Origin of the sequence: Neobacillus notoginsengisoli, from assembly GCF_003515685.1 — a bacterium.
GTDB lineage: Bacteria > Bacillota > Bacilli > Bacillales > Cytobacillaceae > Bacillus_D > Bacillus_D notoginsengisoli.
Genome location: NZ_QWEG01000010.1, coordinates 44,283 through 67,692 on the forward strand (window position 1 = coordinate 44,283; position 23,410 = coordinate 67,692).

The 23,410-nt window shown below is 45.5% G+C and carries 21 protein-coding genes; 13 read left to right on the forward strand and 8 right to left on the reverse strand.

The window, feature by feature from the left end; translation table 11 throughout:
• Positions 1-158: 158 nt before the first annotated feature.
• Complete coding sequence (gene fabZ, locus D1B31_RS15735; protein ID WP_118922100.1) at positions 159-596, forward strand: 3-hydroxyacyl-ACP dehydratase FabZ; 438 nt, start codon at positions 159-161, stop codon at positions 594-596.
• Positions 597-919: 323 nt separating this feature from the next.
• On the forward strand, positions 920-1,237 hold the full coding sequence (locus D1B31_RS15740; RefSeq protein WP_118922102.1) for a hypothetical protein: 318 nt from the start codon (positions 920-922) through the stop codon (positions 1,235-1,237).
• An 81-nt stretch (positions 1,238-1,318) separates the two neighbouring features.
• Here the strand turns inward: D1B31_RS15740 and D1B31_RS15745 are convergent, their stop codons facing one another.
• A complete protein-coding gene (locus tag D1B31_RS15745; protein WP_118922104.1) occupies positions 1,319-1,747 on the reverse strand; it encodes a YwpF family protein in 429 nt (142 codons plus the stop codon).
• 260 nt (positions 1,748-2,007) lie between these two features.
• Here D1B31_RS15745 and D1B31_RS24900 point away from each other — a divergent pair, with 260 nt between their 5' ends.
• The 3 genes from D1B31_RS24900 to D1B31_RS15765 all read left to right on the forward strand — a co-directional run bounded on the left by D1B31_RS24900 (position 2,008) and on the right by D1B31_RS15765 (position 3,817).
• The gene (locus tag D1B31_RS24900) at positions 2,008-2,610 is read left to right on the forward strand and encodes a single-stranded DNA-binding protein (RefSeq protein WP_240035293.1); all 603 of its coding nucleotides are present in this window, start codon (positions 2,008-2,010) and stop codon (positions 2,608-2,610) included.
• Positions 2,603-2,830 carry a hypothetical protein gene (locus tag D1B31_RS15755; protein WP_118922106.1) on the forward strand — a complete coding sequence of 76 codons (228 nt, stop codon included), beginning with the start codon at positions 2,603-2,605 and terminating at the stop codon, positions 2,828-2,830. The genes D1B31_RS24900 and D1B31_RS15755 overlap by 8 nt, the downstream gene beginning before the upstream one ends.
• Before the next feature lie 558 nt (positions 2,831-3,388).
• Positions 3,389-3,817 carry a hypothetical protein gene (locus tag D1B31_RS15765; protein ID WP_118922110.1) on the forward strand — a complete coding sequence of 143 codons (429 nt, stop codon included), beginning with the start codon at positions 3,389-3,391 and terminating at the stop codon, positions 3,815-3,817.
• Positions 3,818-3,962: 145 nt separating this feature from the next.
• On the opposite strand, the gene D1B31_RS15775 is transcribed toward D1B31_RS15765, so the two are convergent.
• Together D1B31_RS15775 and D1B31_RS15780 are read right to left on the reverse strand one after the other, a co-directional pair.
• Complete coding sequence (locus D1B31_RS15775) at positions 3,963-6,983, reverse strand: DEAD/DEAH box helicase (protein ID WP_240035294.1); 3,021 nt, start codon at positions 6,981-6,983, stop codon at positions 3,963-3,965.
• 93 nt (positions 6,984-7,076) lie between these two features.
• On the reverse strand, positions 7,077-8,696 hold the full coding sequence (locus D1B31_RS15780) for an SWIM zinc finger family protein (protein WP_158587570.1): 1,620 nt from the start codon (positions 8,694-8,696) through the stop codon (positions 7,077-7,079).
• Between the two features lie 593 nt (positions 8,697-9,289).
• Here D1B31_RS15780 and D1B31_RS24345 point away from each other — a divergent pair.
• Positions 9,290-9,454 carry a YwzD family small protein gene (locus D1B31_RS24345; protein WP_158587571.1) on the forward strand — a complete coding sequence of 55 codons (165 nt, stop codon included), beginning with the start codon at positions 9,290-9,292 and terminating at the stop codon, positions 9,452-9,454.
• Between the two features lie 152 nt (positions 9,455-9,606).
• On the opposite strand, the gene D1B31_RS15785 is transcribed toward D1B31_RS24345, so the two are convergent.
• Positions 9,607-10,095: a sigma-70 family RNA polymerase sigma factor gene (locus D1B31_RS15785; RefSeq protein ID WP_118922115.1), complete on the reverse strand. Its 489-nt coding sequence runs from the start codon at positions 10,093-10,095 to the stop codon at positions 9,607-9,609.
• Between the two features lie 328 nt (positions 10,096-10,423).
• On the opposite strand from D1B31_RS15785, the gene wecB reads away from it, so the two are divergent.
• The 4 genes from wecB to D1B31_RS15805 all read left to right on the forward strand — a co-directional run bounded on the left by wecB (position 10,424) and on the right by D1B31_RS15805 (position 15,446).
• Positions 10,424-11,566, forward strand: coding sequence for a non-hydrolyzing UDP-N-acetylglucosamine 2-epimerase (gene wecB / locus D1B31_RS15790; protein ID WP_118922117.1), 1,143 nt, complete (start codon positions 10,424-10,426; stop codon positions 11,564-11,566).
• Between the two features lie 257 nt (positions 11,567-11,823).
• Positions 11,824-12,480, forward strand: a complete 657-nt coding sequence (locus tag D1B31_RS15795; RefSeq protein WP_118922119.1) for a 5-bromo-4-chloroindolyl phosphate hydrolysis family protein — start codon at positions 11,824-11,826, stop codon at positions 12,478-12,480.
• Entirely contained in the window at positions 12,477-13,658 is a 1,182-nt protein-coding gene (locus D1B31_RS15800; protein ID WP_118922121.1) for a toxic anion resistance protein, read from the forward strand. The genes D1B31_RS15795 and D1B31_RS15800 overlap by 4 nt, the downstream gene beginning before the upstream one ends.
• 819 nt (positions 13,659-14,477) lie before the next feature.
• A complete protein-coding gene (locus D1B31_RS15805) occupies positions 14,478-15,446 on the forward strand; it encodes a CPBP family glutamic-type intramembrane protease (RefSeq protein WP_118922123.1) in 969 nt (322 codons plus the stop codon).
• 488 nt (positions 15,447-15,934) lie between these two features.
• Here D1B31_RS15805 and D1B31_RS25055 read toward each other — a convergent pair whose 3' ends face one another.
• The gene (locus tag D1B31_RS25055) at positions 15,935-16,057 is read right to left on the reverse strand and encodes a hypothetical protein (RefSeq protein WP_275670725.1); all 123 of its coding nucleotides are present in this window, start codon (positions 16,055-16,057) and stop codon (positions 15,935-15,937) included.
• Positions 16,058-16,313: 256 nt separating this feature from the next.
• Positions 16,314-17,831, reverse strand: coding sequence for an ATP-binding protein (locus D1B31_RS15810; RefSeq protein ID WP_118922125.1), 1,518 nt, complete (start codon positions 17,829-17,831; stop codon positions 16,314-16,316).
• Between the two features lie 328 nt (positions 17,832-18,159).
• Here D1B31_RS15810 and galE point away from each other — a divergent pair, with 328 nt between their 5' ends.
• Positions 18,160-19,155: a UDP-glucose 4-epimerase GalE gene (galE, locus tag D1B31_RS15815; protein ID WP_118922127.1), complete on the forward strand. Its 996-nt coding sequence runs from the start codon at positions 18,160-18,162 to the stop codon at positions 19,153-19,155.
• Between the two features lie 50 nt (positions 19,156-19,205).
• Here the strand turns inward: galE and tagU are convergent, their stop codons facing one another.
• Positions 19,206-20,138 carry a polyisoprenyl-teichoic acid--peptidoglycan teichoic acid transferase TagU gene (tagU, locus tag D1B31_RS15820; protein WP_118922129.1) on the reverse strand — a complete coding sequence of 311 codons (933 nt, stop codon included), beginning with the start codon at positions 20,136-20,138 and terminating at the stop codon, positions 19,206-19,208.
• A gap of 157 nt (positions 20,139-20,295) precedes the next feature.
• A complete protein-coding gene (locus D1B31_RS15825; protein ID WP_240035295.1) occupies positions 20,296-21,417 on the reverse strand; it encodes a C40 family peptidase in 1,122 nt (373 codons plus the stop codon).
• 181 nt (positions 21,418-21,598) lie between these two features.
• Between D1B31_RS15825 and D1B31_RS15830 the strand changes: the two genes are divergently transcribed.
• A complete protein-coding gene (locus D1B31_RS15830) occupies positions 21,599-22,645 on the forward strand; it encodes a processed acidic surface protein (protein WP_118922133.1) in 1,047 nt (348 codons plus the stop codon).
• A 75-nt stretch (positions 22,646-22,720) separates the two neighbouring features.
• Entirely contained in the window at positions 22,721-23,308 is a 588-nt protein-coding gene (locus tag D1B31_RS15835; RefSeq protein ID WP_118922443.1) for a class D sortase, read from the forward strand.
• Positions 23,309-23,410: the final 102 nt, after the last annotated feature.

Sequence of the window (23,410 nt, forward strand, 5' to 3'; positions counted from 1 at the left end):
GCGATGCTGATTCACAGAAGCTTTCCTTTATGGAGCGCAAATCAACAACAATGTTCAAAAATAATGTTCATTATAGATTTGGAAGGGGAAACCCTTCCTTTTTGTATTGAGAAAAAGTAAAATGGGATTAGTGGTTCATATTAGGAGGAGGTACTAAAATGCTTGATATTAAACAAATTAAAGAAATTATTCCTCACCGTTATCCATTTTTGCTTATTGATAAAATTCTTGAGGTCGAAGAAGGCAAAAAAGCCGTGGGGCTGAAAAATGTCAGTGCGAACGAAGAGTTCTTCAACGGACACTTCCCTGATTTTCCTGTCATGCCGGGCGTGCTGATTGTCGAAGCTTTGGCTCAAGTAGGCGCGGTCGCTATGCTGAAACAGGAGGATAACCGCGGTAAGCTGGCCTTTTTCACTGGTATTGACAAGTGCCGTTTTAAAAAGCAAGTCTACCCGGGCGACCAGGTCCGACTAGAAGTTGAAATGCTCCGTTTCCGTGGGCCAATGGGTAAAGGCAAAGGAGTTGCAACTGTAAACGGAGAGCTTGTCTGCGAAACGGAAATCATGTTCGCCATTATTGATAACGAAAAAAAGTAAAAAAACGTCCAAACTTAGTATAGAGAATCCGAATGGCATTCCCCCTATCTATGGGGGAGACGTTCCTTTTTATAGGTATTTGTCCTTATTTTAGGCAAATATGGTTTAAGTTAAGAAAAATAGTTTATTTAGTAGAACATGTTCAAGCATACAGTGCCGCATAGGATTTCACCACGACGGGAACTGGCACTGTATGTTTCTTTTTTTTTGCCGGCCAAGCAGGTTCTTAGTTTCCGGGAAGAATTTTTTCATTTTTGGGCATGATAATCGAAGGCCGATAGATGGTCAGGTACTATCAACCATTATGAAAGGGGCTTTACGGAATGAGAAACAAGCTTTTTATTTTGTTCGCCGGTCTGGTATGTTCTGTTTTCTTGCTCGGAGGCTGCGGAACAAATAATGATGAACAAAATCCGCCGCCACAGGATAATATTCGGAACGACCAAAGGGATATGGAAAATAACAACAATAATAATGATCCGAACATCCAAAATGACGGCAGAGTGGATGAAGACGGCCTTCTCCGTGATACCGACAACGGGGATAGAGTGAACCCTAACCGGGATGAAGGATTGATGAGGGACAATAATGGAAACCGTCTCGATTTGGATTTGAATGATCATGATCATAAGAGGGACTAAAAAGAGCAACTTAAAAACCGGCCTTGGAGCCGGTTTTAGTTTTATATCGTATCGTTTATAACTGTGTCTTATGTTGGGTCACTATGCATTTGGCTTAATCTTTGGCTTTTTCTTCAGTTGATCCCGGAATTCATCAAGCAGCGTATCACCATCAAGCCCCTTGTCCAACAGTTGGCCAAGAAGCAACTCGGCGTAATCCGTTCTCGTTTTTCGGAGACGGCCTTCCAGGAGTACGCTAATATGGCGTTCAAACTTCTTTAGTGTGCATAACCTTGTCTGGAAAAAGGCAGGGTCATTTTCCCGGCTCGTAATATTGACCTGGACGATAAACTCATTCTCCTTTTCCTCTATTTTTTTGAAATACTCATAAAAAGAAATGTCTGTATACGCCTCAATAAGCCAATTAGCCTGCTCATCTTCTTTGTTAATAATCAATCCGCTTTCCAAAGGGATTTCGGTCATATCTTCGTTATCAAGAATCCCAAGGCTGACGAGTCTAAAGGTTTTCACGCCAGTTCGCCTCCTAACAACTGAATTTTCCTGTATTATACCATAATTGCCCTCAAGTCACCTTGCCGGACTTGTCGAAAAAAACCAACCTCATCTTGCAAAATAAGACTTATTTTGCAAAAAGGTTAGAAAAAAATACTTTTTCCCCTGGCAAAAATGATTTTTCAACATAAAAAACTGCGAAAAAAGCACTTTTGCCGATTTTACTTGCTTGTGCAGGCAGCGCTATGATGGACTCATCCAGGAAAGGAGTTGGAAAGATGATCAATCAAGTAACGCTTGTCGGCCGCCTGACAAAAGACCCTGAACTGAAAACAACGACTGAAGGACACTCTGTTTCCAATGTCATCCTTGCAGTCAACCGTTCATATCGAAACAATCATGGAGAAATCGACACGGACTTTGTCCAGTGTACTTTGTGGAAAAAAGCAGCTGAAAACACAGTTCAATACTGTAGGAAAGGCTCGGTTGTCGGTATTACGGGCCGAATTCAAACCCGCCATTATGAGAACCAGGAGAGAAAACGGATCTATGTCACCGAGGTTGTGGCTGAGTCAATCCGTTTCCTCAGCAGCAAACCGGCCGACGCCGGGCATAAGGGAGCGGAGATGCCGAGAATGGAGCCCGTTTCCGATCGAGTGCCATTTCCATTTTCCAGGTCCGAACAAACAAGCCAGCAGCCGTTTTCGCAGACGCAACCCGAGGCGCAGCATATGCAGCCACAACCCGAAGCGCAGCACACGCAAGCGCAGCCGTCACCTCAGCCACAGTCACAGCCTCAACCACAGACCCCGACACACGCTTTTTCGTTTGAAAGAACTGAAATCATCCATCCGTCCAAGGAGGAATTCCCAATTGGATAGATATAAAAGCAATGTGGTCGATAGCCTGGAGCATTTGCTCGAAAGCCTGATTAAAATGACGGGCAAAACAAACGAGCATGTCAGTACGCTTCACAAAAGAATTGCGCAGCTTGAGTGCCGGGTCGCCGAATACGAAACCGAAATGAAACACGGATGCAGATGCCAAACCAATTTGCCCGAACCACCCATAAAGGAAACCAGCTTCCTCATCCACCTATGAGTACCACGCAACAAAAAATAGATCTCCACAAAACCATTTCAAATACAAAGTCAAAACGATCCCCCGCAAACAGCCCCACACCCTCCGCCGGCCTAAAAGCCGGTGTTTTTTTCCCCACACTTTAGGGGCAGTAAGCCTCCTCAGGAGGCAACTGCCCCTAAAGGTCCGATTGGTGAATTAAGATTTTTCTTAGGGCTTCAGCCCTTAGAAAAATCAATTGGGCTTTGCGCGACTAACCATCAGTAGGGAAGGGCACCCTATTGATGGAAGATTCACTTTATGGGTGAGGCAGGGGGACGGTTCTGCTGCTTCATTCGGGACCCGAATGAAGCGCTGGAACCGTCCCCTGCTTCACTTCCAAAAAATTTAGGTGAATTGAATATTTTGTGCCGGTTGGGGAATACTGTTCTTAAAACCCCCTGTTATATAGAAGAAGCCGCTGAATTGCCAATTCAGCGGCTTTTTCCGTATTATTTTACTCTAAATGGAAAAAATATATTGGAATAACAACCGGCGTATACTAAGATAGAAGAAAAACAACCAATGAGGTGTCGGCCCATGACAGTAGACCAGCAGCCAATCCTGGCTTTCGTCGGGAAGAAGAAAACAAATAACGTCCTCCAAATCCAACAGCTTCCAGGCTTTTCAGATGCCATCAGCCTTTCAAAACCGGCAAATAACTCAAAATTGGACAATACTTACCAATTCATTTATCCTGACCAAAACCCCACGTCGAGTATTATTATCAATAGAACTTCAGCCTCACTTCCAATCCAGCTCACCATCACTCCCAACTCACTTATCCTAACAGCCTTAGAAACTCCTATTTCACCCGAATTAATGGTAAATATGTTTAAAAGCTTCATAGTCAAAAAAGGAAATACCGGCATGTATTTAACAACCAGACCAAAAAAGAAAGTCAGGGGCATTGAAAAAAATGAACCACATGCCATAACGGAAAGCAGGGAACTCTTGCCGGAAAAATAGACACCGGGAAAGCACAAGACGGACGGAGCAATAATCAGCCGAAAATTTTAACAGCAAATTTTCTTCAACTTATTTGGTTGAACCCGAAGATAATAGAAAAGGCAGCCTCCCAAAAAGGGGGCTGCCACCTTTCTTCCGTCAACATCTATTTCAAAAGCACTAAATCACGCAGTTCGTCAGTGGAGAGTTCGGTAATCCAGTTTTCACTTTGGATGACTTGGTCATTCAAATGCTGCTTTTTCTCAAGCATCGCATCGATTTTTTCCTCGAGTGTCCCTGTGCATATTAGCTTATGGACGTGGACGAACAGCTGTTGGCCAATCCGGTAGGCCCTGTCGGTGGCTTGGTTTTCAACGGCTGGATTCCACCAGCGGTCATAATGGATCACATGGTTGGCGGCTGTGAGATTCAGCCCTGTTCCGCCCGCCTTCAGGCTGAGGAGAAACACAGGGAATTGGTGATTCTGAAACTGTTCAATCATCTCATCCCGCTTCGCCTTCGGGACACTGCCGTTCAAGAAAGGAACTTCAACGCCGAATTTCCTCTTCAGCACCGCCTGGATGATCTCACCCATATCGATATATTGGGTGAAAATGATGCAGCTTTCACCTTGCTCAAGAACAGCCTCAACCAACTCGACCAACTTTTCCATTTTAGCCGAACGTCCGATCAAATCCATGGAAGGAGCGACTCTCCCCGAGTTGCTAGAACCTCCCGAGTTGCCAGTCCGACCAGGGGCCCGGCCAGCAGCTCGATCGTCATCCCCTCCGGAAGAAACCGCACCACCGGAAACCTCTCCCGACAGCCTGTTCCATTCCTTTAAGTAAAGCGCGGGGTGATTGCACAGCTGCTTCAGTTTGCTCAGCAGCTGAAGAATCATGCCCTTCCGCTCAAAACCAGTCAGCTTCTCGAGCTGAGTGAACGTATCCTGGACGAGCTGCTCATAAAGCGACGCCTGCTCGGCGGTAAGCGGGCAGTATTCCTTCTGCTCCAGCTTATCGGGCAAATTCAAGGCGACTTCTTCATCCTTCTTCGTCCGGCGCAAAAGGAACGGCCTAATCAAGCCTTGCAGCTCGCGGACCTTCTCCGCATTTTCTTCCTTTTCAATCGGAATCGCAAACCGCTTCTGGAACTGGCCAATCGAACCGAGATAGCCGTGGTTCGTGAAATCAAAAATCGACCAAAGCTCGGACAGGCGGTTTTCCATCGGCGTCCCGGTCAGCGCGATATGATGGCGGCCGCGAAGCCTCCGGACTGCCCGAGACTGTTTCGTCTGCGCATTTTTAATGTTCTGCGCCTCGTCAATCGCAACCACATCCCATTCAAGCTGGCTGAATTCCTCTTCATCCAGATGGGTCAGCCCGTAGGAAGTCAGGACAACATCGTGGACAGCGGCGGTCTCAGCAAAAGCTTCGCCCTTAAGCCTTCCAGAACCGTAATGAAGATGAACACGAAGTTCAGGCGCAAATCTTTCAAGTTCCTTTTGCCAGTTGCCGAGCACCGATGTCGGGCAGATAATGAGCGATGGGCGCTCAGCCACATCCTCCCGTGTGCCTGCTTCTGCGGCTTTTTCTTTTGCCGAGAGAAGGTAGGAGATGAGCTGAATCGTTTTCCCGAGGCCCATGTCATCGGCAAGAATGGCGCCAAAGCCGAATTGGCGCAGGAACAGAAGCCAGCTCATGCCAAGCTGCTGGTACGGCCGCAATGTGCCCTTCAAGCCGGCGGGAACATCGACGAGCGGGATTTCCTCGATTTCGCGAAGCTGTTTCATCATTTGCTTCCACTGCCGGTTCAGTTCGATCTGGATTTTCGCAAAAGCACGTGTGTTCTCGAGGTCATCGCCTTCCGGTTCCTCGGCAAGCTCCTGTTCAAGTAAGTCGCGTACGTGCAGGCCATCCTTCTCCGCCTTTTTCATGATTTCCTGGATTTGCCGAATAAAGGCGGGATCGAGCTTAACCCAGCGCCCGCGCACATAAACGAGGCGCCGCTGATTCTCGACCATCGACCGGAATTCCTCTTCGCTCAGGTCGACGCCATTCATTGAAAAACGCCAATTGAAATCGAGCATCGCATCAAGCCCGACGAAGGAAGGACGGTGGCTGGAAGTGCCTTTCATGGAAGCCTTGACGCGGAGGTTGGCATTTTTCATCGCTTCCCACCAGCCGGGCAGAAGGATTTCGACGCCAAGTGCAAGCAGGACCTCGCTCGACTCTGTCAAAAAGACCCACGCTTCCTCTTCAGACAGCGAAGTCTTCAGCCTTCCATAAACTCCAAGGGAAGGAATAAGTTCGACCCAACGCTCCTCTTCGTGAAACGCCATTTCCAGAAACGGCCGCCAGGATGACGGAACGGCGGGATCATCAACAAGGAATACCTTCTCAGGATTCCGTTTCCCGCGCAAAAATGTTTCCAGCAGCCAAAACCCTTCTCCGTCCTCAGGTTCATTCAGGCGGATGCCGACCGAAAACGGAGCGGGATTTTCTTTGATGCCCGCCCATTCAAGCCATTTTTCTTCGTCAAAATAACGAGCCAGTGTGGCTGCGGGAATATTGCTCCCTTCCAAAAGCTCAAGCTTCGGCCCGAATAATTCGCGCATTTCTTTGTTCCGGGTCAGATAGGCATCGAGGGCCAGATTAAACCATTCCTCAATGAAATCATAGGCGGTGATGCTCAAGAAATCTGGCTGATTCGCCGCTAATTCGCCATCCGCAGCAGCCAGCATCAATCCATCATCCGCAACACGCTGTTCCCAAAACGAACTGTCGAACTCCTCGCGCACTCTTGCCGGCAGCCTCCACCGAAACGCGCCTGCTTCCCAAGCCTTGAAATCAGGCAGCCACTCCTTTGCCAAAATGCTGTCGTACAGCACATGGGCGGACGCGAGGCAGATTTCCGATGCCTCATCCCAGTCCCAGTCAAAGAAGCGGTTAAAGGATTCACGAGCGAACAGCGTCACAAGCTGCCATGCATTCAATTCCAGCATTTCGACGCCATCTACCTTCACAGGATCGATGAAAGCGCCGTAATAGCTTTCGGGATGGCGGCTGAGTAACGGGTATTTCCACGATTCAGCCCGCAGCCAGCGCCCATCCGCCCCCTGGGCCGCCAGCAGATAGCCAGTATGTTTTTTTGTCAAAAAGAGTTTCATAAACGGCTCGTAAACCATAACTTGTTGTTCTCCTTTGGCCTTTAATCCGGCCCGAAGTCTATCCCTTTTCAAAACAGATCATCGTTTCAATTTCAATCCTAAACACGAACACTATCCATCGATCAGCTTGCTCCTTTGGCATTCTTCATGAAACGCCCGCAGCCGCTTTGTCCGTTCAAGCAGCGCTTCAAAAAATGCTTCCCATTCGACGAGCCGCTTTTGCTTTTTATAAAGCGTCCGCAGCTTCTTCAACAGCCGGGCAGCACTCCTGTAGCTCGGCCGATTCCTCATTGCAATCAGCCTGGCAGCCGACTGGTGCAGCATCGCCATCACGGTTTCCGGCAGCTCTTTTTCGAGCACCTTCAGCCTCGCAGACGGAAGGTCGGTATACTGGTGGCCCATAAATGTCTGCAAATCAGCCCATTTTTCATAATCGCCGCGCTCGAACAGCAGATTCCCATAATCATAGTAACTATAGGGAAGAGCCTGCTGGAGGAGGCGCTCAAATACCTCCATCCGGCCGGTTGCCTCCGCAAAGGGAAGCGCCGTTTCCAAAACAGCTTTCACAAACCGGGACCGCCCCTGGTATCCGGCGACCGAAGCAATCGTATCCTTTAGTTTATGGGCGAGCTGATCGATATAAGGCCCGAGCCGGCTCCATTCCTTCATGTCCGCCAACCGGTCAATCCAAAAGAGAAGGAACTGGCCGGCAATTTCGTTCTCGATGCCGGACAAAACGCAAATCGCCTCGGAATCATTCCTGAGCATGAAATTCAAATGGACCTTGGCAAGCTCAAGGGCGTGCCGGCTTTCTCCGTCCGCATCGGGTGCGGCTGTTTCGATTTTCCCAAGCTCCTCCTCAAGCAATGGCCCGCTTTTAAACAGCACCGTCCAAAGCCCCATATACAAATACATCCGCTCATTAAATACCCCGGGAACACCGCCTGTCAGCAGCTTTCGCACATCCTCTCTCAAGTCCGCGAGAAAAGACTCTAACCCAAGTGGCAGCGCCCGGGCGCCAAGCCTGCTGCCAATCCGGATACCGGCTTCCTCCAGCTCTGAAAAAACATGAAGATAATACCGGCTCACCATTTCTTTCGTGTGGCCGAGCTCTTCACTAAGGAAGGCAAGTTCCTTGATTGAAAACACAATCCCCGCCAGCTCATAAAGAAGCCGACCATTCTCATCGGCCGGAGAATCAGCCCGAAGCCGTCGCCAATAGACTTCAAACAGCTCACCAACCACATAGGGGTTCACATATTTTTTTGACCTCATAATCGAATGGAAACTCTCCGAAAAAGACTTGATCCACAGGCGATAATCCAGCTCAACCTTCTCTTTCGCCTTTACTAAATCACGGGCCCGCTTCAGCCCCCAATCCGCAGCAGCCTTTTTCTCCCGCATCGGATACCGCCAATCCTCAATCCATTCCGCCACACTGCCTTCCCGTCCATATGCAGCGAAAAATACCGCCAGCTGATGCCGGCAAATACCAGCAGCCGGGCACGTACACTCACTCATCTCAAGAAAAAGCAGCTCAAGCCGTACCCTGACCGGCACAACATCCTGCACAGCCGCCGTAACCGTTTCCTCATCAATCAGCAACTGCGAAACCATCCCCTGCCGGTACAGAAGCATCCCCCTCTGCATCAGACGCGCATCCTCCTCAGAATGCGGCGACAGCATATCCCCCAGCCGCTCAGCCGCCATCGCCAACCCTTCATTCCGCATCAGCACACACCTCCTCTTTCTATTGCAAAATGAACCTTGTTCCCAGCCGCCCAGCCCAGTCCCGAAACGGACCGGCTGCCGCGTCCCGCCAACAGATTCCATCACGCTCAACAGTTGGGCATCACAAAGCCCACGCTCACAAAGACTATTCAGCGGCCAACGCTAAACGGCCGCTTCCGCGTTTCCGAGAAAAATTCATATTCTTTTATTATACCCAAAATCAGGCCAGAGTTGGAGACCCCTCATTGGAATTACCATCGCATCCCCATTTTTCTTTTTTGTTTTCTTTTTTTCACCCTCAGTTTCTTTTCGGTTTTCACTGCCAATCTAGTGTTTCTCCCTCTTTTTCATTGCTCACCTAGTAACAAAAATCTATAGAATAATAACTTTTTTTATCTACTTCCTTTTCATTACCAGTTTTATCGTCTATCGGTCTGGGTAAAGGAGCACCACGAAACCAAAAATGAGGGATGATCTCCCGCGTCCTATTGTCACAGATTTGACATATAGATAATTTTTGGAAATAGATTTACATTTGACAAAAAATTTAATAGAATAGTGAAAAAGAGCGAAAAAGGAGGAGAAACCGCGAAGTGAAAGGAATCACTGCAGAAGAGAAAAAAAGTCTGTTCCTCGAAATTTTGAAAAGAGCGTATGAAAAAGGCATGAACGAAGCAGAAATGACTTCTATGAAAATGATAGAAGACTTGAAAACCGATCTTAAAAACATGCCGATTGCACAATCGGAAACTATATAAAAAACGAAAGGCTTCCTCGGAAGCCTTTTATTATTTTGCAAAATAAATATATTTATATAATGATAATCCAGGGCTTAATAAGCAACGCCCTCAATATAAAAAGGTTCATTCCGTTAACTGGAAAATGTTATGCCTTTTTATTGGGAATGGTATTAGTCTACGATCTCCAACCCTTCCAACAGCTTCTTTCTTGCCCCGTGCCGCCAGTTTTTAACGGCCGACATGCTGACGTTCTCTTTTTCGGCAATTTCTTTGATAGATAGATAATCTATGCATGTATAAAGAACCCACTTCTTCTGGTTCGGCGTCAGCCCCCCGCAGTAGGAGAGGAGCAACTCAACCGGCAAAGCTTCGTCCATCTGCGTTTCTTCAATCATTTCCCAAAACTCCTCACTAGGGCTAACCGTCCGTTCAGCATTCAAATTCATTTTGGTGAGCTCTGTCATCATCCTTCCTTTAATGTAGCGATAGGCATAACCCTCAAAACTGCCCTTTTCAGGCTGGAAATTCCTTGTGGCTTCCCAGAGGGCGATCAACCCAGTCTGGTAAAAGTCCTCCTTATTCTTATAAATATGAAGCGAGCGGATGATGCTGTAAATCATAGGTGTATACTGATCTGCGATAGGTTCGAAATTCTCCACGTGCGGTTCCTTTCAGGAAAGCGCGCTTGCCAAAGTATTCCCGGGTGACTCCACCATACTGCTGGCAGAATTGTTTGGGAAATCGTGATAATTCAATTTTGAGGGCTGATTATTGCACAAAAAGCTGTTTTGAGGGGGGATAATTGGATTATGAGTGGCATAAATGAGGTGAAAATTGAATTTTGGGTTGTTTTGCAAAAAATACGAAATTTTACTTATGGAAAAGAGGCCCACTAACTTTAGTAGTCTTCTGCAGTCGTTCACTGTATAATGAAGTCGTAAATTATCGAAACTACTTATTTCGTGAAGACAGGAGCGAGTGTGTTAAATGACGGGACGTATAAAGGTAGTAACTGTGTTTGGAACGAGGCCGGAAGCGATTAAGATGGCTCCGCTTGTCAAAGAGCTTGAGAAGCATCCGGATAAAATCGAATCGATTGTCGCAGTTACGGCGCAGCACAGGCAAATGCTTGACCAGGTGCTATCCATATTCGGGATTACACCTGATTATGATTTGAACATTATGAAAGACCGCCAGACTTTAACTGATGTAACCGTTAGATGTCTTGAGGGGCTTACGGATGTTTTTCGTGAGGCGAAACCTGATATTGTCTTGGTACATGGTGATACGTCCACAACTTTCGTAGCAGGCCTGGCTGCTTTCTACAATTCGATCACAGTTGGCCATGTCGAGGCGGGATTGCGCACGTGGAATAAATACTCACCTTATCCGGAGGAGATGAACCGGCAGCTGACGGGAGTCATAGCCGACTTGCATTTTTCGCCAACAAGCCAATCAAAGGAAAATCTGCTAGCTGAAAATAAGAACGCAGAGACGATCTTTGTAACAGGAAATACGGCCATTGATGCGTTAAAGACGACGGTAAAGGACGAGTATACTCATCCTGTTTTAGATTCGCTCGGCGACAGCCGGCTTGTATTATTAACTGCGCACAGAAGGGAAAATCTTGGGCAGCCGATGGAAAACATGTTCAGGGCCATCAGCCGGCTGGTTGAAAAGCATGAAGACATTCAGGTTGTGTATCCAATCCATATGAACCCTGTCGTGAGGGAAATTGCTGGCAGAATCTTGGGCGAAAATAATCGGATCCATTTAATTGAACCGCTCGATGTCATTGATTTTCATAATTTTGCATCGAGAGCTCATTTGATCTTGACCGACTCGGGTGGGGTTCAGGAAGAAGCTCCGTCACTCGGAGTACCGGTCCTTGTGCTTCGGGATACAACCGAGCGGCCTGAGGGAGTGGAGGCCGGAACGTTAAAGCTTGCAGGGACGGATGAGGAAACAATCTTCCAGCTCGCCGACGAACTCCTATCCGATGAGGAGTCTTATAAAAAAATGGCGAAGGCCTCCAACCCTTACGGGGATGGATTGGCGTCCTCCAGGATTGTTGAAGCAATTCTCTATCATTTTGAACAGAAGAAGGAACGGCCCGCTGATTTCCAATAATCGGGATGGGTGATTTTTTGCGAAAATAGGAAGTTGTAAACCTCTGTCCAGCTGGGCGGAGGTTTTTTCTTATGTCCTCCTACGTCTTGAGACCTAGAACAATTTACAGTCGCAGGCTGTGGAAACGGCCGGCATTTTCGTGTATTGTAGTGGATAAGGAACCAGATATTTCAAAAAATAATTTCAGCATAAATGAAACAATTTGGCCGTTATATACGTATTAACCAGTACAGGAAAAAGTCAGGAGTCGATATAAAATGAATCCATTTTTGTCGTTTTTATTGCAAATTGCCATCGCGTTCCCAGCAGCCTTCATTGCGGGTTTGATAAGCTATTTCGGATTTGACGCCGGCTGGCTGATTTCATCAGGGGTCATGGTGGCAGGGGGCGTAGCCGCATACAAAGGAGTCGGACTGTATACTAGCTCCCAATTTTTAAAGAGGCACGGGTTAACCGGGAAGGAATATCGTTATATTAGGCAGAATTTAGAAGAGGGGAAGCGGAAACTAAACCGCCTCCATAAGGCTCTTTTTTCAATTAAGAATTTTCCGTCTTTAAAACAGCGGATTGATCTAATGAGAATCACCAAGAAAATTTACAAAATGACGAAGGATGAGCCAAAGCGCTTTTACAAGGCAGAGCGTTTTTATTTCTCCCATCTTGATTCACTAATCGAGCTCGCGGAGAAATACGCATTCCTATCCTCCCAGCCAACCCGGAACACGGAGATCCAACTGAAGCTGCACGAAACACAGCGGACACTTGATGAACTGGCGGATGCGGTTGAACAGGATTTGTATCATATTATCCGGGATGATATCGACCATCTTGATTTCGAAATTGACGTGGCCAAGCAGGCGATTGAAATGAATAAAGGCAAGAAACTTATTGAGGATCACAGGAGGTTAAAATGAACGAAAACAATTCAGCTGCTAAGAATACGAATAACTTACTTGATGATATATTGGCTGATCCGTTCGGAGCCGAGGAGAATGCCGCGATGACCCCGGCCGCTCCTTCAGAAGAGGAAAAGCAGGTCCGGCTGATTGATGTCCTGCCTGAAGAAAACAAGGCGAGGGCCCTTCAACTGGCAACGCAAATTGACCCGAAGAACCATCAGGCAATGATTTCGTACGGAACCCAGGCACAAGCGAAGCTTTTGACATTCTCGAATGCCATGCTTGAACATGTGCAAAAGAAAGATGTCGGTGAAGTCGGGGAAATCATCAATGATTTAATGAAGCGCCTGTCTGATGTAAATCCGGATGAGTTGAATGAAGGAAAAAAGAATTTGATTTCAAGGATGTTCGGGAAAGTTTCAGGATCAGTCCAGGAAATTTTGTCAAAGTACCAGAAAACCGGCGCGCAGATTGACCGGATTTCCGTTAAACTTGACCGCAGCAAGAACGCCCTGCTCGCGGACATTGCGATGCTAGAAAGGCTGTACGAGCATAATAAGGAATACTTCAATGCCCTGAACGTTTATATCGCCGCCGGGGAATTGAAATATGAGGAATTGCAGAGGGAAGTTATTCCTGCTTTAAGAAAGACCGCCGAGGCATCAGGCGACCAGATGAAATTCCAGGAAGTAAACGACATGCTTCAATTCGCCGACCGCCTTGATAAGCGGGTTCATGATTTGAAGCTGAGCAGGGAAATGACGATTCAAAGCGCCCCGCAAATCCGTTTAATCCAAAACACGAACCAGGCGCTGGCGGAGAAAATCCAATCTTCGATCATGACGGCGATTCCGCTCTGGAAGAACCAGGTCGCCATCGCCTTGACGCTGATTAGGCAGCGCAATGCAGTCGAAGCACAAAAACAGGTAGCCAAAACAACGAATGAACTGCTCCTTAAAAATGCTGAAATGCTGAAAGCAAATACAATCGAAACAGCCCGTGAAAACGAGCGGGGCCTTGTCGAGATTGAAACACTCAAGAGGACTCAGGAAAGCCTCGTTTCCACACTTGAAGAAACCCTGCGCATCCAGGAGGAAGGCCGTACGAAGCGACGCCAGGCCGAACAAGATCTCGCCCTGATGGAAAGAGGTCTGAGGCAGAAACTGCTTGAGGTAAAAGGGGATATGAAATAAGGGAAAGTTTGATCCAGGCAAAATTTAAAATGGTTTAAACAGGCCATCCCGGAGCAGCGGGATGGCCTGTTTAATTTAAAAGGGGAGACTTGTTATTGCAGGAAGGTACATATATGTTGAAATAGGTTCAAGTTGTCACAAAAAATGTTCATATATTTAAGGAACGGTGCATATTGTCACAAATAAGGTCTATTAATACAACCATTCCCTGCACACGTCTTATAGGAAAGCTATTGCGGGAAAGGAAAAAGTATGGCATCCATCGACAACTTTAGCAAAAAAAAAATGATAAATACCGCTTATCACAAGGGTTTAAACAGTTTTCAATCAAACGTTTGATTAAATTCGTTGCTGTCGAATGATTGGTTTAAGTGGGAGGAAAAACTAATGCCCTGAAAAGTTGCGTATCGACTTAATCTCAGTTTATGTGGTAATAATTGGCATAGCTCCACCAGTAAATTTTCTGAGAGCAAGGAGTCAACTAAATTTGTCCAGTACCCAATCGACAATTTCCGCAAAATAAAATCTAAAAAATTCTGCTTATCTCAAGGGTTCAGGCAGTTTTCAATCAAACGTTTGATTGAATTCGGTGTTGTCGAACGAGAGGAGCTATTGGAAAGAAAAACTAATGCCACAATCGCCAATTTATGGTAAAATAAATAAAAAGGGTCCAAGGAGCTAACTTATGGAATTCAATAAAAAATGGGTGCTTGGCTGCGGCCTGTTTTTGCTGGCGGTAAATGGAATAAGCTTTTTGCTAATCCACCTGCTGGGGCGCTAGAGAAATGACATAACTACTAAACAGAGCGGGGAATAAAAGTGATTGATGACTTAACACAGCCAATCTCGAAGCGGCTATTGCTATTATTGCTCCTGGTTACGATAGGGTCTGAAGCGGCCCTCTTTTTATCCAGGTACAGTTATTTTTTTTCAGAAGTTTATCAGGCCATCATGATCATCTCCATCTTTGTGGCCTGGAGGCTTCACCCACGGCTTGCGGGTAACGAACAGCGAAGGCTGGAAAGGCATAGTGGGGAGCGGGAACACCTAACAGAAATAGACGGTACGGTACCATCTTCCGCTCCTGTTAACAGGCAACCTTTCATCAGGCAAATGATTTCCCAGTTTGCCGTTGTCTTTCTGATCTTCTATCTCGGAGCAATCGTATTTAATTTTTATTCAGCTATTCTTTTCGAAGATTTTAATGAAAGTTATGGCGACTATATGGAAGAGTCGGCAGTGATTATGAACGAGAGCCTGAGAGGAGTCGCAGAGGAAGGTGGAGCCGGGAGCGTAGCAAACCTAATTTTTGAATGGTTTAGTCTCGCTGGGTCCGATTTTTATGCCGACATCCTTGCTGGATTTGAAGAAGTTTACCGGATTGCTTATATCATCCTGTTTTTGATGTTGTTTAAAAAATGTTTCCCGAAACAGTGGGAAAAGCCAAACCGGGATTTGTTCCTCATGATTGCCCTGTTTCTCAGCTCTGTTCTATTTGGGGTCGGTCATGCCTTGGACACGCCACAGCCATGGACAGTCACAATCGGCACAATTGCCACCTTTACGAATTTAGGACTCATACTAGGATTATTGCTTCTCTGGACGCGAAATCTATGGCTCTTAATTGCAGTCCATGCCATATATGATATCTTCATGAGCATTGAATGGTACTACTTCGAATTTTCATCCCTCATCTTCGCAGGCCTGCTGCTGCTCGCCTGGGCAATCGAAACCGCCACCCGGAAAACAACCCCGGACCTCAACCCCGGCCTACGGGTTAGCGACTAAGAAGCAGGGGGACGGTTCTGCTGCTTCATTCGAGACTCGAATGAAGCGCTGGAACCGTCCCCCTGCCTCACTTTGTGCTGCTTTTTGCCTGGACAGGCTGACGGGATTTGTTGGGGTACTGCTTTCCGAATTTTATAATCGATGCGAATGCTATCGTTTAAAACGGTTGCTGAGTACCTTTAACAAAAATTGCTTTTCTTCTGCAGAAAGCATTCTCCAGCTTTTTACTTGAATTTTCATCAAAGTTCACTCCCCGTTTTCAAATTCATTTCACTGTAATGGCATTGCTAGTAAATAGGCCCTGCTCCTTTACTATACTGATTATTTACAGGAAACTGAATGGGGAATCGTTCAACAAATACCGACCGGAACCTTGATTGTTTTGCAGCAATTCGCCCTTCCAAGAATAAGGGAGAGAGGTATTTTGCCAAAACTAAGCAGAAAGTTTAAAAATATGCGGAAAGAGGTAGAGAAATTTTTTATTGGCGCTAATCATAATAATTTACAGGAATCGCTAATAGAATTGGGGAGACCGCTACTATTTCAACCTTGACCAAAAACTCACTGCTCGCAGGATGAACAGCTTCTCCTGCAATGTCAATCTGCTCCAATTACCAGCCTTAATTTTCATCCTCATCACTCCCTTGTCATTTTCCTATCCCTAAACGGCCTAGGTCACTTTTTACTTAATCTTCCTTTACCGCCTATTTGTGAATGATAAACGATGAATCGTTCTCCAATTCCAGAGCATAAAGGACAAGCTTTTTAATGAATAAGAATAATGACTGGCAAACGACAGGGAATGGTAGCGAAAAACCCAAGTAAAAAGGAATTAATGGCGAAGGATTTTTGCAAAAAAAAGAGGCTTCAACTTAAGCCTCTTTGCGTATATGGAAATGTGACCGTAAATGCTGTGCCTTTTCCAGGTCCTTCACTGTGAACGTCAATCGTGCCCCGATGGTCCCGAATAATCTTGTAGGTGACCATGAGCCCGAGTCCGTTCCCGGTTGCCTTTGTGGTAAAGAAAGGCTCGCCGAGCTTTGCCAGTTGTTCCTCCGTCAAGCCGACACCGCTATCTTTAATCGTAACTATAGCTGCTTTTTCATGTTCTTCCAATAATATGCTGACAATCCCGCCATTTGGAATCGCTTCAATCGCATTTTTAATGATATTGAGGAACACTTGCTTCAGTTGATTTTTCTCTCCGGTAATGAAAACTTCTTTCTGGGGGAAGTGCGTAATCAAGATGACGTTCTTGAGCATGGCTTCCGGTTCAAGGAATTTCCCAGCATCTTGCAGAATGGAAGCCAGATTGCATTCGGTAAAGTCGGTGGAGTGAGGGCGCGCGAAAATCATAAAATCGCTTACAATTGAATTAATTCGATCAATTTCATCCAATATCGTCCTTGTAAACACTGTCTCCTTCGTCGTTTCTGTTAAGAGCTGGACAAAGCCCTTTATTGTCGTTAATGGGTTTCGGATTTCATGGGCAAAGCCAGCGGCAAGTTCACCGACCATTGAAAGCTTTTCCGCTTTTAACAGCGTCTCCTCCGTCCGCTTTTGCTCGGTAATATCATACTGGATCGAGATATGTTTATACCTTTTCCCGTTTTTGTCAAGAAAAGGGACAAGAGTCGAATCGACCCAATAGAGAGTCCCGTCTTTTGCTCTATTGAGGATTTGCCCATTCCAGACCTTCCCGTTGTTCAAATTTTCCAGGACTTCTTTAAAAAACTCCCTGGACTGGTACCCGCAATCAAGAATCACAGGGTTCTTCCCGATCAATTCTTCCTTCGAATATTTTGAGATCTCGCAAAATTTTTCATTAACATACATATAATTATCTTTTTCATCCATCACAGCAAATATCGTCGCTTCATTTAATACCTTCTTAAGCTCGGCCAGCTCGGTTAGTGTTATTTTCAAATCGGCGGCAGATTCTTCAAGGGCAAACTGGGTGGTAGAAAGAATGTCGTTATAATGGGCGATAACAGAAGATAGTACGGAATGGTACAGTGGATCAAGTAAATGAATGCATGAAAAGAGATTTTGGACGGAAAGTGTGCCAGCCTTTGCTTCTTGTTCTAAAAGGCCGATAACAGAAACACGGGATTTATATAGCAGTTCAATTGTCGAATCAAGAGAACCTGACAATCCTGCAGATTTACGGCCGAGCAGATTTGCAAAAGAGAGAAGATCGCCTTTAATTGAATCCGTTTCCTTCTCGAGATAGTCCCCAATCAGATGGAAAAAGTAGTTTCGCAAAAAGGAAGGCTTATCAAGATGATGGAGGAGAAGTTCGTATGTATCGTCGGTTTCCGTTAAAGCCAAGTCACCGCCCAGGCCTTTAATTTTTTGGCTAATAAAAGTTTTCCAGCTGCTCATACCTGCCCTCCTTTTAATGTGGAATCTTATTATATGTATCTATCAATAAGTATAGTATAAATTTTCCAGTAAGGTTTGTAAACAATAGTGAGGCCGATTCAGCAAGGTTCATTCAAACAACTCTTCTCATTTTGTAACAGTCTTCTTTTCATAGAGAAAACTAACTTTTCAAACTATTATTAGTTCCATTATACAGTAACAATGAAATTACTTACAAAAAATTCAAATATTAATGAAGTACGGATAAACTTAAGAGCGGTTTGTGTTATAGTAAAATTGCCAAAACAATCATAAAGAGTTTTAAATAAATGTAGAGGGTGATTTGTCAGTGAATATCCTTGTAACAGGCGGAGCCGGCTATATTGGTTCCCATACTTGTGTGGCCTTGCTGGAAGCCGGGTACAATGTCATCATTGCCGATAACTTTAGCAATTGCAATCCGGATAATATTGAAAGAATCATGCGGATTACAAGTAAAAAGGTAGAGTTCTATGAAATTGACGTAACAAATGTTGAATCGGTAGACGCTATTTTCAAGGAACACAGCATACATGGGGTCATCCATTTTGCCGGTTTAAAAGCGGTCGGGGAATCAGTCGAAAAGCCATTAATGTATTACAAAAATAATATTATTAGTACGTTAGTCGTGGCTGAAGCCTGCCTAAAATATGGCGTGAATAAATTTGTATTCAGCTCATCGGCCACTGTATACGGTGATAATACTGTTCCGTTTGTGGAAACAATGGATTTACTGCCGACAACGAATCCATATGGCGAAACGAAAGCGATGAGTGAAAGGATTTTAGCGGATATAGCGGAGGCAAATCCCGCTTTTTCCGTTTCCCTATTAAGATACTTTAATCCGGTTGGGGCGCACGAAAGCGGGCTGATTGGCGAAGCACCGAATGGCATACCGAATAATCTGATGCCCTATGTCACCCAAGTGGCCAAGGGTAAGCTTGAAAAGCTGCGGGTTTTTGGGAATGATTACCCAACGCAGGATGGTACCGGAGTCAGGGACTACATCCATGTCGTTGACTTGGCGGATGGACATGTAGCTGCATTGAACAACCTCTCGAACGGAGTTCATATTTACAATCTCGGAACAGGTCAGGGAACAAGTGTATTGGAGATCATTGAAGCTTTTGAAAAGGCCAACGGAATCAACGTTCCTTATGAAATTGTGGAGCGGAGGCCGGGGGACATCGCCAGCTGCTACGCGGACACAGCCAAAGCCAGGGAGGAACTCGGCTGGACGGCAAAACGGGATCTCGTTGCGATGTGTCGGGATGCCTGGCGGTTTGAGAAGAATGATATGGAGTAAGGCAAAAAACAAGGCCGCAGCCAAATTAAATTGGTGTGCGGCCTTGTTTTTTATGAGGACTGGCTAATTTCCAGGTGGGATTTTAGTTCCTGCTGGATCATCTGTTGTTCATTTTCGGGAACTAAAAAATAATAGATTTTATTCATTAGTTTACCGCTCCCTTTCAGCTCAAGCTGCTGGACGTTTTTGCCGGCAGCTTTGTAATTCTTCTGGATGCCGACCATTTCCTCAAAAGTTAGATTCGTCCTGACATTCTTGCCCAGCGCCCCGAAAATGTCCCCGAAGTTGGCCAGGTTCTGGAAAGATGCCCCTCTCGTAATGACCGCTTGAATAATGTCCCTTTGCCGGTTTTGCCGGCCGAAGTCACCCCGCGGGTCCTCATAGCGCATCCGCGCAAAGGCAAGGGCGGAATCCCCGTTCAGGTTAACCTCACCTTTCGGGAAGGATTCCCCGCCTGAGGAAAATTCAAACGAGTTGTTGAGTTTAATGCCACCGACGGCATCTACAATGTCCTTGAATCCCTCCATATTTATTTGAACATAGTAATCAATCGGGATGTCGAGGAACTGTTCAACTGTGTCGATTGACATTTCCACCCCGCCAAATGCATAGGCGTGGTTTATTTTATCCTCTTTGCCTCTTCCGACAATCTCTGTCCGTGTATCACGCGGAATGCTGAGCATTTTCATCGAACCCTGCTTCTGGTTAACGGTCAGGACAATCATAGAATCGGAACGGCCCCGGTCGCCTTCACGCTCATCCACTCCAAGCATAAGGACGGAAAAAGGATCCTGTTTCCCGAAAGTGATTTCTTCATCCCTTTTCGGGGATTTGTCCCGGTCGATGGGCTGATGCATTGTCCCAACAGCCTTCGTTAAGGATCTATACACAGTAAAGGCGTATGTTCCCACGGCCAAAAACACAATCAGCAGAGAAATGAACAGGATTTTCAGCCAACTTTTCTTTTTCTTATCAGGTCTCATGTTTCCCCTCCAAAGTAAACGCTTTTAATAGAATACCAGAAAATTGAAACTGCGACCATATGGCTGTTGAATTTGTCAAAAAAAAATACCTATAGCCGCCTTTGTCTTCATTTAACCCTATGGACAAAAAAAGACGTCCGTAGAGGACGCCTGTTTTTTAATAGAATCGTTTAAAGCTTTCAAAATGTTTTTTGTAGTAGGACTGATCCAAATTCGTGATAATGACGCCCTTTTCAGAGGCATGGATGAACTGGTTGTCTCCTACATAGATCCCGACATGGGAAATGCCCTTTTTATAAGTATTCTCGAAGAATACCAGATCGCCAGGCTTTGGTGCATCTACATAATAAGAGCGGTTATAGTAGCCATCAGCTGAAAACCTGTTCATCTTCTTGCCTGCCTGGTTGTACACATAGTAGATGAATCCGCTGCAGTCAAAGCCTCCTGGTGCCGAACCTCCCCAAACATAAGGGGTTCCAAGCATTTCCTTTGCTTTGGCAATGACTACGGCTGCATCACCCTCTGCGGCAGGCGGGGCGGAAACCGTTGGAGCGGGAGCGGCCTGAACAGCCCCTGGCACCTGCAACACTTGGCCGATCCGGATTAGATCGGACGTCAGCTTGTTCAATGCCTTCAGTTCAGAAACCGTGGTTTTAAACTGAATGCTGATCCTTCCGAGAGTATCGCCACTTTTAACGGTATAAGTCTGGTACTTGGCTGGTGCTGCCGGTGTAGGTGCCGGTTGGGCTGGCTTTACCGGAGCCGGGGCGGCAGGTTTTGGCGTTACCGGCTGGCTAGGCGTAGCTGGCGCCGAAACAGTCAATTTTTGCCCAATTAAAATCAAATCCGACTTTAGGTTGTTCCACTTCTTCAAGTCCGCGACAGTCGTCTTTTTAGCAATGGCAATCTTCCCAAGAGTATCTCCCTTAACCACAGTGTAAACGGCACCCGGAGCAGATGCGGAAGCACTTGCAGGAGGCGCTTGTGGAACAGGATTCGGTTTAATCGTAACCGTTTGTTTTGCAGAAGGAACTGCTAGCTTTTGGTTAATGAAAATCAAATCAGATCTCAAGCCGTTTACTGTTTTGAGATCCTTTACATTCGTCTTATATATAAGTGCAATTTTTGATAATGTATCGCCCTTTTTGACTATGTATTGAGTCGTTGAAGCAGAAGCATGTGTGGAATAGGCAGCAGACAGTATAGCAACCGAGGCAAATGTCGTGGCAACTTTTACTTTTAAATTCACTTTCATAATCACCCCAAGAATTTTAGTCATAAGGATATTTTACCATATTAATAGCACTTATTGGGACTAAATCCGATAATATTAGACATTTTTCCTTAAAACGCATCCAGAAATTACCCTTACTTCCTCTTAAAGTTATGATTGTGCATAGTCTTCCAGCCGATTATAATGAAAGAGCAGTACACAAAAAAATGGTAAAAGGGAGTACGAAATGAGAAAAATCGGGGTCTATTTTCTAGCAATTCTATTAGTTGTCGGTCTGTTCCCACAAATGTCGCTTGCTGCAACAAATCCTCAATTTGACAAGGACTTGGAAGCGTATTTAAAGGAAGTTAGCGAAATTCGCGGGTTCGAAGTAACAAAGGATCATATTGAGTATTCATTATCTCTCTATGATGAAAGCATGGAAGACTATGCTTCTGTTGCCGATTTGAAAGAAAGCCTAGGAGAAGTCATCAAGGCAGACCTTAGTAATCTTGAAGAAATTTACGAGGAATATGACCTTGATGAAGCTGGATTGAAAGCGCTTCTTAAGGACGAATATGATGAAGACCTCGAAGATTACGTATTTCTGTTCGACTTGCACATGACTGTTTCTTCCGCTCTTTACCCTGAGGGAGATTTTCCTGTAGATATAGATCCGGAAGAGCTGGCAAAAGAATTGGCAGCCCTGCTTGAAGAAGAATTCGATTTAACGGAGCAGGAAGTGACAAACTTTATCAATCATTTTAGATCTATTAAAGAAAAATTGGAAAAGCCTGAGACTATGGAACAACTTGAAGCGCTCGCAGAGCGGATGATGGCTTTTGAGGATTTTACAGAAGTGGATGAACTCACTTCCGCTCAGATTGCCGAATTGCTTGATATTTATAATGAATTCCTGAATATCTTTGAGTTAAAAGCAGAGTTTTCCCTAATAAAAGGTGGTACCGAAACACCACTTTCCCTAATGGATATGATGAAAATGAAAGAGCTTGTCAACGCAAAATTAAGGATTAGTTTCTATAATTTAAAAGGCGATTTCCTTGGCGATATTATCATTACTGGAGAAATGGTCGACTCCGGCACAATCATTGATACAGGAAAGAAAATCGAAAAAGCAACGGAAAAAGCAAAAGGTTCCAAGGCCCCTGTAAAGAAGACGGTCAAAGGCGGAAAGCTCCCGAATACAGCTTCTGATTACGGCCAAAATGCACTGCTTGGTTTAGCCCTTTTTGCAGCCGGATTCGTCCTTTTCCGTAAAGTAAGGGTCAGATAAGTGGGAAATCGTAAAAGGCGGACAGGAAGGGGAGTCCAGAAAAGACGCTGGATTCTCCTCTCCTTGGCTGTTTTCATGCTGCTGTTTGGAGCTTGGTTCACTACAACCAATGTTTACAAGTTTGCCAAAGGCTACTTAACGTATAAAGTTTCAGCATCAAAGCCAGTTGAAAAAAAGCAGGAAAATGAAAAGCAGGAAGAAAAAAAGGATCCCCGACCTGTGAAAAAGCAGCTTTATTCTAGGCAGCCGGAAATCGGCGAAGAGATCGGGAGCCTGTATATTCCGAAATTGGATGCAACTCTCCCAATCTATCATGGGACAAATGAAGATGAGCTTGAAAAAGGGGTAGGCCATTACGCAGATAGTGTCCTTCCTGGCGAAAAGGATAACTCTGTCCTTTCAGGCCATCGTGATACAGTTTTCAGGAAACTTGGCGAAGTAGGCGTGGGAGATATGCTTGTCGTCACGACCGAAGCCGGTAAATTTGAATACAAAGTCAGGAAGGTCCGGATTGTGGATGCGGATGACCGGACGGTGATTGTCCCAAAACCAAGGGCTATGCTGACGGTGACAACTTGCTATCCATTTAATTTCATCGGGAACGCACCTGATCGATATATACTGTCGGCTTTTCTCGTAACATCAGAATTAAACGAAAAATAAATAGCAAGATACCTTTGCAATTGTAAGGCGGTTATTTGAGAACCGTCTTTTTTTATTGTAAAAATAATAAAATGAGTGAAAGAAGTGTAGTGAATTTACGAC